Genomic DNA, 13,446 nt, shown 5'->3' with positions numbered 1-13,446 from the left:
CCATGTTCAGACTCAGTCAATACGTCCGAGAACTTCTGCACCCCAGCCCGTTAACGCCGCCGCGCAAGCCTTCCGGCCCGGTGGTGATCTGGAATTTGATTCGCCGCTGCAACTTGACTTGCAAGCATTGCTATACCACCTCCGCCGACATCGATTTTCCGGGCGAACTGAGCACGCCGGAGATTTATGCGGTCATGGACGACTTGAAACGATTCAAAGTACCGGTATTGATATTGTCCGGCGGCGAGCCCTTGCTGCATCCGGATATTTTTGCCATTTCGCAACGGGCGCGAGATTTGGGTTTTTATGTGGCCTTGTCCAGCAACGGCACCTGTATAAGCCCAGCGAATATCGAGCAAATCGCCGCCATCGATTATCAATACATCGGCGTCAGTTTGGACGGCATGCGGGACGCTCACGACCAATTCAGGCAGAAACCGGGTTCATTCGACGCTTCATTGGCCGGCATCCGCTTATGCCGCCAACACGGCATCAAAGCCGGCGTGCGTTTTACCCTGACCCGGGACAACGCCCACGACTTCGACGCCTTGCTGCGCTTGATGGACGACGAGGATATAGACAAATTTTACCTGTCGCACTTGAATTACGGCGGCCGCGGCAATAAAAACCGCAAAGACGATGCCGAGTTTCAATTAACCCGTAAGGTGATGGACCGCTTGTTCGAACAAGCCTTGGCGTGGGAAATTGCCGGCACGCATAGGGAAGTGGTTACCGGCAACAACGACGCCGACGCAGTGTATTTTCTGCATTGGGTCCGGCGGCGTTTTCCCGAGCGGGCGGAACACATTCAAGCCAAATTGCAGCAATGGGGCGGCAACGCGTCCGGGGTCAACGTCGCCAACATCGATAATTTGGGCAACGTGCACCCGGATACGTTCTGGTGGCATTACGGCTTGGGCAACGTCAGGCAGCGGCCGTTTTCGGAAATTTGGCAAGACGTGTCCGATCCGTTGATGGCGGGCTTAAAAGCTTCGCCGCGGCCGTTGCAAGGGCGTTGCGAACGCTGCGATTTTCAAAACATTTGCAACGGCAACACTCGGGTGCGGGCCCAGCAACTCACCGGTAATTTTTGGGCCGAAGATCCGGGTTGTTATTTGCTGGACGAAGAAATTCTGGACAGTTGTTACGCCTAACGAAACGACTTATTTGGTGGCCCGGATCAGTTTGATCATGTCGGTACTGGCCGGATCGACATAAATTTGCCGAAAAGGGCAGGCTTGCAGGTTTTTTACGGTTTGCCGGTTGATATTGGCACCGAATAGGCGCACGACCATGGGATTGATCGCGTTCATCAGCCATGCCAAGGCCCGGTTGGAGCTCAACACGTGTTCCAACAGCAATAATTGCCCGCCGGGTTTTAGTACCCGGTGCAGTTCCTTGAGACCTTTGCGCGGCTTGGGTACCGAGCAAAATACGAAACTGGCTATCACGGTATCGAAGCAATTGTCGGCATAGGCCAAGCTTTGCACGTCCATTAAATCCAAATGCACGTCCAGATTGTTACGCATTTTTTTGCGTTGCGCCTGTGCCAGCATTTTCGGGCTGAAATCTATGGCAGTCATCCGGGCGTCGGCCGGGTAAAACGCGAAATTTTTACCCGTGCCCACCCCGACTTCCAGCACATGCTCGCCGCGCACTTGGTCCCACAGTCTTTTACGAAAGCGGCGGAAGATCAAGCCTTCCACCAAACCTTCCAGGCTGTCGAACCAAGGCGCCAAGCGGTCGTAGCGCTGGCGAATCTCCTCGCCCCGCTGGCCGACATTTAAATTTCCAGCTGCTGAATGCCGTCTAAAAACCATTTGGTTTGTTTGCTGCTCACCGGCTTGACGAAATGCCACACCTCGCGCACTTGCTCGGTGTCGCCGTCGTCTTCGCGCATGATGCTGTCGAACAATACGCTGGCTTCCAGATAGGCGTCTATTTCCCTGACTTCCAACAATTCAGCGCTGACTTTCAACACTTCGGTTTTATTTTGTGCGTCGGAAGCGCGTAATTGCGCTTGAATCTCGGCAAATACCTTGTCGGTGCTTAAGCCGCGTATCGCCGCCAAGTCGCGGTTATCCCACGCCGATTGCAGATAACGAAACGCGCTTTCCGCACCGGCCAGAAAGGCTTTTTGGTCGAAATCCGCCGGAACGTTGGGCGCTTGCGAATGGTTTTCCCGCTGACCATCTTTGCCGAACATCACGTCGGTGTCGAAACCCGACGAACTGCCGCCGTACTGGCCTTGATTGCCGTACTGATTGCCGACGGCATCGTGGTTGTCGTTGCGGCCGTACACGCTGCTGGGCGTGGGTTGGCGGGCGCCGGACCTGGCCGCGAACAGGCGGAACAGTAAATAAGCGATGCCGGCAAATATCAGCATATCCATCAAATTAAGATGCTCGAACGCACCGCCGAAAAACAGGGAACCCAACAAACCTCCTAAAGCCAATCCGCCCAAAAGGCCCATCAGACCGCCGCGATTCGCCCAACTTTGCCGAGCCGCCTGATTTTGGCTTGCAGCTTGTTGCTGGTTTGGCGTGCGGCTGGCTTGAGCGGCCGGAGACGACGGGCTGGTCGAACGTTGGTAAGGCGCGCTGTAACTGGGGCGGCTACCGAAAGAACTACCTCCGCCCAAGCGTTTGGCTTGGGCTTCCTGTATGCCGGTTGCCAACAAAGTTAAAGATAAAAATACCGTGGCCAACAGGCCGATTTTTTTGTTCATGGCTGGATTACCTGTGATGGTTATCTTGGGATTCCGAATGCGGCCGGTACCGGCCGGCTATGGGGCGATTCGATACAACATTTAAATAAATACATAATTTTCAATATCTTAGCTGATCTGTTCACCGATGTTAACGGCTCGCAAAACGCTGCTGCTTTCTGCTTCGGCCCGGCAATAAATTAGGGCTGTTTGTATAATTTCAAGTAGAATATCGGCTTATGCAGCGCGCTACAATCTTTAGTCATCGCACTTCATACTTCGGTTTTTTGATCCACCCCGGTCTCTCTGAGAGGCGAGGTAACAGATGCGCCGGGGGTGTGTAAGGTATAGCATAGCGCAGCAAACCCACTGAATGACTATTAAATCGTCGAATGGTTGCATTATTGCGTCAATTTTTGGTGCTTGCTCTGGTGTCGCTGCAATTCGCCGCGCCGCTGGTGCACGCCCATGTCGACGAAACCAATCTGAATTTCGGCATTCATTTGCATGAATTCGAACATCTGTCCGTCAAATCTTCCGAATCCAAACTGCAAATCCTTCCGGATTACGTAGCCGGAGTACAAAGCGCCATCGTACAACTCGGATCGGCCATCAAGCCGCAACATCCGGACAACAACGATCATGTTGCTTGTTGTGTCGCGGCCGAACCTGGCCCGCAGCGAATTTTTTGCGCCGATACGCTGAATTTTTCACCGCACGTAGCGGCTTACCTCCAAACGCTGTTTAGCCAACAACCTCCTTCCCGCGCCCCTCCCGCCTAAACTTTTGCCGTAGCCGTTCTGTTTTTGCGTCTCGGCTATGTTTTGCCATACCCGGCTTTTAACGACCAAGCCCGGTTCTCTTCATTCCTTGGAGTTCGATATGACACGTTTACGTCATATGACTTACTGTTTGCCGTTACTGTGTTTGACCGTCTTACCCGGCCGTGCCGAACCGCTTAGTCCTACCGCCGAAGCTCCGCTATTGGTGGAACATCTTGACCCTTTGGAAATCGATCCCGGCTTGAGCTTAAGCCAACTAGTGGACCAGACTTTGGACAAATTTCCGGACAGACTCATCAGCCAGGCCTTGGCGGACGAAGCATCCGCGTTGAAAATCCGCGGCGACGCCTGGTTTGCCGGCTCTACCGCACTGGCCTTGGAATATGCCGACGACAGGATCGGCAGTGATAAAGGCGCCCGCGATGCCTCCGCCAGCCTGGAATGGACGCCTTGGTTTTGGGGGCAACGTAGCGCCGCGCAAAATATCGCCGAACAAGCCGGCGCTTCCGCCGCCAAACAATCGGCCGTGGTTAAACTGGAAGTGGCCCGTTTAACCCGCGAAGCCTTGTGGGCCATTGCATTGGCCGATAACCGTTTGCAACAAGCCCGAAACAATCTGGAAATTTCCAAACAATTGTTAGCCAAAGTCGAGCGGCGAGTGGAGTTGGGCGATTTGCCCCGCGCGGATTTGTTGTTGGCCGAAACCGATCATCTACAAAATCAAAGCGTATTGGCACAAGCGGAAGCCGAACTGATGCACAGCCGTAAAGCCTATTCCAGCTTGACCCAGACCACCCACGTTCCCGCCAATTTCACGGAAACCCTAAGCACGATTCAGGAGGTCCGCCCGGACCATCCGCTGTTGGAAGCTATTAATGCTTTAATTTCCCGCAGGCAAGCCGAAGTCGAATGGGCGAAAACCACCGATACCGTCAACCAGCCGAAAGTACACATCGGCGCCAATAGCAGCCGCGACGCCGGAGGCGGTAACGACCTGCAGAGCGCCAATATAGGCGTGGTCATTCCGTTCGGTCACAGTACTTACGACGCCCCGGAGATCGCCGCAGCCTATTTGGAACTCAACCGTATGTTGGCCCAGCGCGAACATTTGCAACGTCAGTTGGAAAAGGGCTTGCACGAGGCCGAACACACATTGGAAGTCAATCGCACTGAATTGGCGATAGCCAAAAGAATGCGGGAAATCGCCCAGCAACATTTGCAAATGATGACGCTCAGTTTCGAAGCCGGCGAAATCAATCTGTTGGATTTACTGAAAATTCAAGCGCGCAGCTTCGAGGCGACCCGCTATGCCAAAGAACAAGAGGTGAACTTGCGGCGCAATACCGCGTTCTACAATCAAGCGGTGGGAGTACTACCATGAAGCGCATCGTTATTTTCATCGGTTTATTGAGTTGCGCGCCGGCCGCGGGCGCGGACGAGATGCAGATCAGCATGACCGCGGAACAAATCGACAATCTGGCCATTAAAGTGGCCTCATTGCAAGCCAGCCGGCAAGTTCCGGCGCTATCCGCGCCGGCCACCGTCGCCGTCCCCACCGACCGCGAGCTGTTGCTGACCGCGCCGCAACCCGGTTTGTTAACCCGCTTGCATGTCAATATCGGCGACAAAGTCGAGTCAGGCCAAACCCTTGCGCAGATACACAGCCCGGAATTGGTCGGCTTGCAGCAACAATTCCTGACTGCCCGTAGCGCCTTGCATTTGGCGGAATTGGAACGCAACCGGGACCAAAAACTGTTCGACGCCGGCGTGGTTGCCGAGCGGCGCTGGCAGGAAACCCAAGCGCTATACGCCAGCAAGGCCGCGGTAGCCGACGAATCGCGGCAATTGTTAAGCATGGCCGGCATGTCTACTCGAGAGATAGACGCGCTGGCGAAAACTCATCGCTTAAGTAGCACGCTGACCATCAAGGCGCCGATAGCCGGCACAGTCTTGGACCGCTTCGCCACCTTAGGTTCGCGTTTGGATATTCAAGCGCCGTTGTACCGGTTGGCTGATCTGTCGCAGCTTTGGCTGGAGATCTATCTACCGCAAGAACGCGGCGGCGGGATTCAGGTCGGCGACAGAGTGCAAATCACCGGCACTCAACAATTCGGCAGCATCAGTTTTGTCGGCCGTAGTGTCGATCCCGACAGCCAGACCCTGCTGGCCCGCGCAGTGGTCGAGGGCGACGCCGGACAATTGAAGGTTAGTCAACGTTTGAATGTGGAAGTCTTGCAGCAAGCGCTAAGTCCCGGTTTTAACGTGCCCAACACCGCACTCGCTCAAAATGCCGGACGCAGCTATGTCTTCGTTCGTAACGCAGACGGTTTTGCGGTTACGCCGGTCGAGATTGTCGGTAAACGGGAAAACGCGTCGCTGATCAAGGGCCCGTTGACCGAGCAGCAATCGATTGCGGTTCAGGGGGCCGTAGCCTTGAAGGCGACATGGTTGGGCTTGGGCGGTGACGACTGATGGAAAGCATGATTCGCTTCGCGTTATCGCAGCGGCTGATGGTTTGCCTGCTAATGCTGTTGCTCGGCGGCGGCGGTTATTACGCCTTTAAAAACATACCGATAGACGCTTTTCCGGAAGTTTCGCCCACTCAAGTCAAGATCATCGTCAAGGCCAGCGGCATGACTCCGGAAGAGGTGGAAAACCGCATCACCATGCCGATAGAAATCGAAATGCTGGGCATACCCCATCAAACCATGTTGCGTTCGTTGGCTAAATACGCGATTACCGACATTACCCTGGATTTCGAGGAAGGCACCGATATCTATTGGGCCAGACAACAAGTCGCCGAACGTTTGAACGGCGTCTGGAGTAATCTGCCGCCCGGCGTGCAAGGCGGCATCGCGCCGATGACTACGCCGTTGGGCGAAATGTTCATGTTTGCGATCGAGGGCGGCGACTTGAGCTTGATGGACCGCCGCAGCTTGTTGGACTGGGTGATACGCCCGCTACTGCGCACGGTGCCGGGCGTCGCCGACGTCAACGCGCTGGGTGGTTTGGTGCGCAGCTTCGAGGTCATACCCGACAATATGAAGATGGCGGCCCGCAACATCAGTATGGAGCAATTGAGCGCCGCTCTGGAAACCAACAACCGTAACGACGGCGCCGGGCGTTTGACCGAAGGAGAGGAAGCCTTGGTGGTGCGGGCCGAAGGCCGGATTACCGGCGAAAACGACATCCGCGCCATTGTCATCGCTCAACAGCATGGGGTGCCGATACGGGTTCAAGATGTCGCGCAGGTCAAAATCGGTGCGCTGACCCGCTACGGCGCGGTCAGCAAGGACGCCAACGGCGAAGCGGTAACCGGCGTCATTTTGAGCCTGCGCGGCGCAAACGCTCGCCGTACCGTGGATTTGATCGAAGCTAAGTTGGCTGAACTGCAACCCACTCTGCCGGCCGGCGTGCGGATTAACGTGTTTTACAACCGCGGCGATCTGGTCGGCAAAGCGGTGCATACGGTCAGCAGCGCCTTGTTCGAAGCCATTGCCTTGGTGATCGTATTGTTAATTTTGTTTTTAGGCGAACTGCGCGCGGCCCTAACCGTAGCGCTAGCCTTGCCCATGGCTGCCATGATCACTTTTATGTTGATGCAGGCCTTCGGCATGTCGGCCAATTTGATGAGTTTGGGCGGATTGGCGATTGCGATAGGCATGCTGGTCGACGGTGCGGTAGTGGTGGTGGAAAACATCATCACCCAGCTGGCCGACCACCAAAAAGCTGAACGCTTGCCGCGGTTGCACATGATTTATCGGGCGACCCGCGAAGTCGCGGTGCCGGTCACTTCCGGCATTCTGATCATCGTCATCGTATTCTTGCCGCTTTTGACCTTACAGGGGCTGGAAGGCAAGTTGTTCGGACCGGTAGCTGCGACCATCGTGTTTGCTTTGTCCGGTTCGCTGCTGTTGTCGCTTACCGTGATACCGGTGCTGGCGTCTTTTTTATTAAGGGACGTTTCGCACGAAGAACCTTGGTTGCCGCGCCAATTGCTACGCCTTTATCAGCCGGTTTTGGTTTGGTGCTTGGCGCATACAACCAAAATATTCGTTGCCGCCGGTGCGCTGTTCGCGGCCACCATCCTAGTCTTCGGCCAAATCGGCAGTACGTTTATGCCGACCATGGACGAAGGGGAGATCGTGGTTCAGCTGGAAAAGCTGCCGTCCATCAGCCTGCAAGACTCGGTCAAGTTGGACGGGTTGGTACAAAAAAACATTCTGGCACACGTACCGGAAGTCAAAACCGTAGTGTCCAGGGTCGGTGCCGACGAATTGGGACTAGATCCCATGAGTTTGAACGAAACCGATATGTTTTTGATATTGAAACCAAAAGAACAATGGCGTAGCGAAGACAAAAGCCAGTTGATCGAGAATATTCGCAGCATCATGCCGCACACCCCGGGTATCGCCTACGGCTTCACCCAGCCTATCGAAATGCGGGTGTCGGAAATGTTGACCGGTACCCGCGGCGATCTGGCAGTCAAAGTGTTCGGCACCGATCTCAGCACTTTAAACAGCCTAGGCGAACAAATCGAAACGCTGCTGCGCGGCATCCCAGGTTCCAGCGACGTATTTATGCGCAAAAACGAAGGCATGCAGTTTCTGCAATTGAACATCAAGCGGGATGCAGCCGGACGCTTCGGTTTGGACAGCGACCGGATAGAAAACATGTTGCGCGCCCAAATCGAAGGCACGCAGCTGGGCATCGTACAAGAAGGTGTCAAACGCACCCCCTTGCTACTGCGCGGTAGCGCCGATACCGCCGGCTTTGCCAATCTGCAACTGACTTTGCCGGACGGCGGCCATATACCGATTACCGCCGCGGCGGATATCCGCGAAGTCGAAGGCGTGGTATCGATAGGCCGGGAAAAAGGTCAGCGCTTTGTAGTGGTGCGCAGCAATGTGGAAGGCCGCGATTTGGTGGGATTTGTCGACGAAGTGCGCAAGCGGGTTGCCGAGTCCATTCAATTACCGCCGGGTTACCGAGTGGAATTCGGCGGTCAGTTCGAAAATCAGCAACGGGCTGCGGCCCGTTTGGCTCTGGTGATACCGGTATCGTTAGGTTTAATTTTCCTGCTGTTGTTTTCCACCTTCGGCTCGGTACGGCAAGCGGTATTGGTGTTGTCCAACATTCCGTTAGCTATGATAGGCGGAGTGTTCGCTTTATGGCTTTCCGGCGAATATTTGTCGGTACCTGCATCGGTGGGATTTATTGCGCTGCTCGGCATTGCAGTACTAAACGGCGTAGTCATGCTCAGTTACTTTAATCAACTGCATGCCGCCGGCATGCCGATTGCGCGGGTCGTCATGGTTGGCTCCGCCCGGCGCTTACGCCCGGTGCTGATGACCGCCAGTATCGCCGCTTTCGGCTTGATCCCCTTGTTGTTTGCCTCCGGGCCGGGGTCGGAAATTCAAAAGCCGCTGGCTATCGTCGTAACCGGCGGGCTTGTTTCGTCTACCTTGTTGACGCTGATTTTGTTGCCTATTTTGTATTCGCTATTCGGCCACGGCCGGGAGTCCGCCGCATGATGCACGACGCTTTTTTAGTGACCATCCACGTTGCCCCGACCTTGGAAGAAGCCATGGTCGATTGCTTGCTGACTTTCGAAACCGCGCAAGGTTTCTCCAGTTTTCCGGTTTATGCCCACGACCATCGAAACGAGGGCCTATCGGTAGCCGAACAAGTGACCGGCCGGCAACGCAAAGTGGGCTTCCAGATGTATATCGACAAGCAGCTACTAGCGCCTGTATTAAGCAAAATCAAAACGGAATTTTCCGGCACCGGATTTCATTACTGGATAGTTCCGGTCTTGGAGCACGGCACGCTTTAGCATCATTGGGCCGGTCAAACCGCCTGCAGCAGAATTTTGGCGTTTCCGTCTTGGCGGCAATGGCTATTGATTTCGCCTTAGACTATAAAAGCGGCTAGGTTTTGGGGTAGCATGGCTGCAGCTTGTTCTGTTATTGCGGGCATCAGGCATGAGCGGCGAGCAAAACTCCGCGTAAGCTGCTACTCTAATAACCGAATTTTTATTAAAAGCGTCGCAATATGAATCTTTTTTTACGCCGTATACCCGCTAATACGAGACACGTTGAGATTTCCGAATTTGTTAGACCTGCACTATATAACGGTTTCTTTAAAAAACCCAGCCGCATACTGAATATAGAAATATTGGCATTGCGAGATATTCGTTACGATTCTATCGAATATCACGGTTTGGTGACTTTAGATTCGGAATGGGCGGTCGGCAAGGCGATAAACATGTTGCGCAACAAACGCTTAAACGGCAGATATGTGCTGGTTCGCCCGTATTTTCACCGCAGTTGGGATAACGATCCGCGGCAACAACTCGCTCAAACTAACAGCGATTTTATCGAAAAACGCCACGGCGATCGGCGGCGCGGTAAGAATTTGCAAGTCATCAAAAACGTCTCCGATAGATTCAATACCGAAGACGATTTCTATAACGCTTTACATCACCAACAATATCAAGTTACTTTTGTCGTACCGTCGTTAATAGAATTGGCTGTTGCCGAATGTTTAGTTAATTTCGAATTGGAATACAAGCAAGAAGCCAGCGTAGAACCGGTTGGGCAAGAGTATAATATTATCCGGTTTATGACCGAATTAGACGGTCCGGAACACCAGTCCAAGCGTTATCAGCTTTATGCAACCCGACAGGTGATTTCGGCGTTAATTGAAAAATTGAAAAGCCAATTTACCGGGCATGATATTCATTATTGGGTATCTCCCGTCGTGGAATTTGGGGTTATTTAGTGCTTGTTTAAACTACCGACATACTAATGGTCATTTTCTTGCGGAAAATTCCCATGGATAGCCATCCGCGGGAGCTTGTGGATTTCATCGAACCGGCTTTAAAAGGCGGGCTGTTTAAAAAAGCCGGCAGAATTATCGGCGCCAGAGTACTGGTATTACACGATCCGAAAACCGGCAATTTAGAATGCCACGGCTTGATCAACGTTCTGCCGGACAGCGCGGCCGCCAGGGCAATTAAGAAATTAAGGGGCAATCGCTTCAAGGGCAAGTTCACCGTCATTCGGCCGTATTATTACCGCAGTTGGCATAACGATGTGCGGCAAAACCGGCCGACATTCAAAAACGTTTTCGGCCAAGACAGGCGGGTTGCGGATAGGCGCAGGGGGACGACGGTTGAAATCGTCAGAGAATTCCCGCCCCGATTGGGTGAAGCCGACAGCCCGATACGTTGGTAAACGACCGTCGCCGGCCACCCTTATGGCGGTGCAAAATTATAATATTTGTGTTATCCGCTAAGCGCTTAGCGGCTTTCCAAGCTTATTTTTCCAATAATGCGAATTTGCCCGGTTTTCCGTTCCATTCTTCGGCATCGGGTAAGGCGTCTTTCACCTCGGTAATCGACGGCCAAGTTTTGGACAATTCGGCGTTCAGGCCGGCAAAATGTGCTTGATCGTCAGCTAAGTCGTCTTCTGAATGGATTGCATTCGCAGGGCATTCTGGCTCGCACAAGGTGCAGTCGATACATTCATCAGGGTCGATAACCAAAAAATTCGGCCCTTCGTGAAAACAATCGACCGGACACACGTCGACGCAATCGGTGAATTTGCATTTGATACAGTTTTCGGTAACTACAAAAGCCATAATATCCTTCCAAGGTTAGATAATGAACGGACTTCCGCTATGCGCGGAAACGGGGTTGATAACAAGACTGCCGGCTGGCAGTCCGATGCTGGCCTGATAAGACCTGAATACGGCAACCGATAGCGACTGCTATCGACTGCCGTGCAGGCCGCTATTTATTCTTTTCGCGTTCCTTCACTTCCTTGATCACTTCATCCGCCACGTTTTTCGGGCAAGGCGTGTAGTGCGAAAACTCCATCGAGAACTGGCCGCGTCCGGAGGTCATCGTGCGCAAATCGCCGATGTAACCGAACATATCGCTCAGAGGCACGTCCGCTTTGATGCGTACGCCGGTCACGCCCGGATCCTGAGATTTAATCATGCCGCGCCGGCGGTTCAAGTCGCCGATCACGTCACCCACGTGAGCTTCCGGGGTGAACACGTCCACTTTCATAATCGGCTCCAACAACTGTGGAGACGCTTTAGGAACCGTTTGACGGTAAGCGGCGCGGGCAGCGATTTCGAAGGCGATAGCCGACGAGTCGACCGCGTGGAATGCACCGTCGGTCAAATTGACTTTGAAATCCACGCAAGGGAAGCCGGCTAACACGCCTTTATCAATGCTGGCTTTAAATCCTTTCTCGACAGCAGGCCAAAACTCGCGCGGGACGTTACCGCCGACCACGGATGACTCAAACTGGAAGCCGCTACCCGGCTCGCTCGGTTCGATAATGTAGTTGATTTTCGCGTACTGGCCGGAACCGCCGGATTGTTTTTTATGGACGTATTCGTCTTCGATGCGCTGGGTAATGGTTTCGCGGTAGGCGACTTGCGGTTTGCCGACGTTAACCTCAACGCCGTGGGTCCGTTTCAGGATGTCCACTTTAATGTCCAGGTGCAACTCGCCCATGCCTTTGATGATGGTCTCACCGGATTCTTGGTCGGTTTCGACGCGGAAAGACGGGTCTTCCGCCACCATTTTGCCGATTGCGATGCCCATTTTCTCGTTGCTTCCCTTATCTTTCGGCGAAATCGCGATCGAGATGACGGGATCCGGGAATACCATAGGCTCCAATGTGGCGGGCTTGTCCGGGTCGCACAGAGTGTGGCCGGTTTGTACGTTTTTCAAACCGATCAACGCGATGATGTCGCCGGCTTGCGCGGTTTCTATTTCGTTACGGTCGTCGGCGTGCATTTCCACCATTCGGCCTATCCGTTCGGTTTTGCCGGTATAGGTATTCAATACGGTATCGCCTTTTTTCAATTTACCGGAGTAAACCCGGACGAAGTTCAGCGCGCCAAAGCGGTCGTCCATGATTTTGAACACCAGGCCGCGGAATGGGCGGTTAGGGTCGACAATGGCGTGTTCGCCGGTTGGTACGCCTTCAATGTCAGTTTCCGGTTGCGGATTGACCTCGGTAGGATTCGGCAAGTATTCGATAACGCCGTCCAATACCAATTGCACGCCTTTGTTTTTGAAGGAAGAGCCGCAGAAGGTCGGGAAGAAGTCCATCGCGATGGTCCCCTTGCGGATACATTTTTTAATTTCTTCGATGGTCGGCTCTTCGCCTTCCAGATATTTTTCCATAATATCGTCGTCTTGATCGGCGACTTGGTCGATCAGTTTAGCGCGCCATTCCTCGACTTGCTCTGCCATGTCGGCCGGCACGTCTTGAATTTCGTATTTCAACGGGTCGCCGGAGTTGTCCCAGATCCAGGCTTTGCGAGTCAGCAAATCGATGACGCCGACAAAGTTTTCTTCGGTGCCGATAGGCAGGGTCATTACGACCGGCTTCGCACCCAATACGTCTTCGACCTGTTTGACGACGCGGTAGAAGTCGGCACCCAGCCGGTCCAGTTTGTTGACGTAGATGACGCGGGAGACTTTAGAATCGTTGGCATAGCGCCAGTTGGTTTCCGATTGCGGCTCAACGCCGCCGGAACCGCAGAATACGCCGATACCGCCGTCCAGTACTTTCAATGAACGATATACTTCGATGGTAAAGTCTACGTGTCCCGGAGTATCGATGATGTTGAAGCGGTGCGGTTGAAATTGATTGGTACTGCCCGCCCACATGCAGGTTGTCGCCGCCGATTGAATGGTGATGCCGCGTTCTTGTTCTTGCACCATGAAATCTGTCGTCGCCGCACCATCGTGTACTTCGCCGATTTTATGGATTTTTCCGGTCAGCTTCAAAATCCGTTCGGTAGTGGTGGTCTTACCGGCATCGACGTGCGCGAAGATGCCGATGTTTCTATATAGCGATAGATCAGTCATGGTTATACTCTTGATGGAGATGAAAACGTTTTTACTCTTGGCACTATTGCCGAAGT

At 53.7% G+C, this 13,446-nt stretch carries 12 protein-coding genes; 8 read left to right on the top strand and 4 right to left on the bottom strand.

What is annotated here, in order from left to right:
- Positions 1-2 precede the first annotated feature (2 nt).
- A complete protein-coding gene (nirJ, locus tag F1E05_RS01200) occupies positions 3-1,154 on the top strand; it encodes a heme d1 biosynthesis radical SAM protein NirJ (protein ID WP_150046170.1) in 1,152 nt (383 codons plus the stop codon).
- Positions 1,155-1,163: 9 nt separating this feature from the next.
- Here the strand turns inward: nirJ and F1E05_RS01195 are convergent, their stop codons facing one another.
- Complete coding sequence (locus F1E05_RS01195) at positions 1,164-1,820, bottom strand: class I SAM-dependent methyltransferase (RefSeq protein ID WP_150046169.1); 657 nt, start codon at positions 1,818-1,820, stop codon at positions 1,164-1,166.
- Positions 1,784-2,728 (bottom strand): Tim44 domain-containing protein, encoded by a 945-nt coding sequence (locus tag F1E05_RS01190; RefSeq protein ID WP_150046168.1) that lies wholly within the window; start codon positions 2,726-2,728, stop codon positions 1,784-1,786. The genes F1E05_RS01195 and F1E05_RS01190 overlap by 37 nt, the downstream gene beginning before the upstream one ends.
- A gap of 371 nt (positions 2,729-3,099) precedes the next feature.
- On the opposite strand from F1E05_RS01190, the gene F1E05_RS01185 reads away from it, so the two are divergent.
- From F1E05_RS01185 to F1E05_RS01155, 7 genes are all read left to right on the top strand, one after another.
- Entirely contained in the window at positions 3,100-3,489 is a 390-nt protein-coding gene (locus tag F1E05_RS01185; protein ID WP_150046167.1) for a hypothetical protein, read from the top strand.
- A gap of 100 nt (positions 3,490-3,589) precedes the next feature.
- Entirely contained in the window at positions 3,590-4,870 is a 1,281-nt protein-coding gene (locus F1E05_RS01180) for a TolC family protein (RefSeq protein ID WP_150046166.1), read from the top strand.
- On the top strand, positions 4,867-5,961 hold the full coding sequence (locus F1E05_RS01175) for an efflux RND transporter periplasmic adaptor subunit (RefSeq protein WP_150046165.1): 1,095 nt from the start codon (positions 4,867-4,869) through the stop codon (positions 5,959-5,961). The genes F1E05_RS01180 and F1E05_RS01175 overlap by 4 nt, the downstream gene beginning before the upstream one ends.
- On the top strand, positions 5,961-9,023 hold the full coding sequence (locus tag F1E05_RS01170; protein WP_150046164.1) for an efflux RND transporter permease subunit: 3,063 nt from the start codon (positions 5,961-5,963) through the stop codon (positions 9,021-9,023). The genes F1E05_RS01175 and F1E05_RS01170 overlap by 1 nt, the downstream gene beginning before the upstream one ends.
- Complete coding sequence (locus F1E05_RS01165; RefSeq protein ID WP_150046163.1) at positions 9,020-9,325, top strand: DUF3240 family protein; 306 nt, start codon at positions 9,020-9,022, stop codon at positions 9,323-9,325. Before F1E05_RS01170 ends, F1E05_RS01165 begins: the two co-directional genes overlap by 4 nt.
- Before the next feature lie 341 nt (positions 9,326-9,666).
- The gene (locus F1E05_RS01160; RefSeq protein WP_232056738.1) at positions 9,667-10,272 is read left to right on the top strand and encodes a DUF3240 family protein; all 606 of its coding nucleotides are present in this window, start codon (positions 9,667-9,669) and stop codon (positions 10,270-10,272) included.
- Positions 10,273-10,325: 53 nt separating this feature from the next.
- Complete coding sequence (locus tag F1E05_RS01155) at positions 10,326-10,727, top strand: RNA-binding protein (protein WP_150046161.1); 402 nt, start codon at positions 10,326-10,328, stop codon at positions 10,725-10,727.
- Between the two features lie 82 nt (positions 10,728-10,809).
- Here the strand turns inward: F1E05_RS01155 and fdxA are convergent, their stop codons facing one another.
- Positions 10,810-11,133, bottom strand: a complete 324-nt coding sequence (gene fdxA, locus F1E05_RS01150) for a ferredoxin FdxA (RefSeq protein WP_150046160.1) — start codon at positions 11,131-11,133, stop codon at positions 10,810-10,812.
- Between the two features lie 151 nt (positions 11,134-11,284).
- Positions 11,285-13,390 carry an elongation factor G gene (gene fusA, locus F1E05_RS01145; protein ID WP_150046159.1) on the bottom strand — a complete coding sequence of 702 codons (2,106 nt, stop codon included), beginning with the start codon at positions 13,388-13,390 and terminating at the stop codon, positions 11,285-11,287.
- Between the last annotated feature and the right edge of the window lie 56 nt (positions 13,391-13,446).

It is taken from the genome of Methylomonas rhizoryzae (assembly GCF_008632455.1).
Classification (GTDB): domain Bacteria; phylum Pseudomonadota; class Gammaproteobacteria; order Methylococcales; family Methylomonadaceae; genus Methylomonas; species Methylomonas rhizoryzae.
The sequence above is the reverse complement of the archived record's forward strand: the minus strand, read 5'-3'. Positions and strand labels throughout refer to the sequence as shown.

Excerpts from the sequence above, each read along its gene's own strand:
- fusA (WP_150046159.1), bottom strand. The coding sequence starts at position 13,390 with ATGACTGATCTATCGCTATATAGAAACATCGGCATCTTCGCGCACGTC.
- F1E05_RS01185 (WP_150046167.1), top strand. The coding sequence starts at position 3,100 with ATGGTTGCATTATTGCGTCAATTTTTGGTGCTTGCTCTGGTGTCGCTG.
- F1E05_RS01190 (WP_150046168.1), bottom strand. The coding sequence starts at position 2,728 with ATGAACAAAAAAATCGGCCTGTTGGCCACGGTATTTTTATCTTTAACT.
- F1E05_RS01180 (WP_150046166.1), top strand. The coding sequence starts at position 3,590 with ATGACACGTTTACGTCATATGACTTACTGTTTGCCGTTACTGTGTTTG.
- nirJ (WP_150046170.1), top strand. The coding sequence starts at position 3 with ATGTTCAGACTCAGTCAATACGTCCGAGAACTTCTGCACCCCAGCCCG.
- F1E05_RS01195 (WP_150046169.1), bottom strand. The coding sequence starts at position 1,820 with ATGGTTTTTAGACGGCATTCAGCAGCTGGAAATTTAAATGTCGGCCAG.
- F1E05_RS01175 (WP_150046165.1), top strand. The coding sequence starts at position 4,867 with ATGAAGCGCATCGTTATTTTCATCGGTTTATTGAGTTGCGCGCCGGCC.
- fdxA (WP_150046160.1), bottom strand. The coding sequence starts at position 11,133 with ATGGCTTTTGTAGTTACCGAAAACTGTATCAAATGCAAATTCACCGAT.
- F1E05_RS01165 (WP_150046163.1), top strand. The coding sequence starts at position 9,020 with ATGATGCACGACGCTTTTTTAGTGACCATCCACGTTGCCCCGACCTTG.
- F1E05_RS01170 (WP_150046164.1), top strand. The coding sequence starts at position 5,961 with ATGGAAAGCATGATTCGCTTCGCGTTATCGCAGCGGCTGATGGTTTGC.
- F1E05_RS01155 (WP_150046161.1), top strand. The coding sequence starts at position 10,326 with ATGGATAGCCATCCGCGGGAGCTTGTGGATTTCATCGAACCGGCTTTA.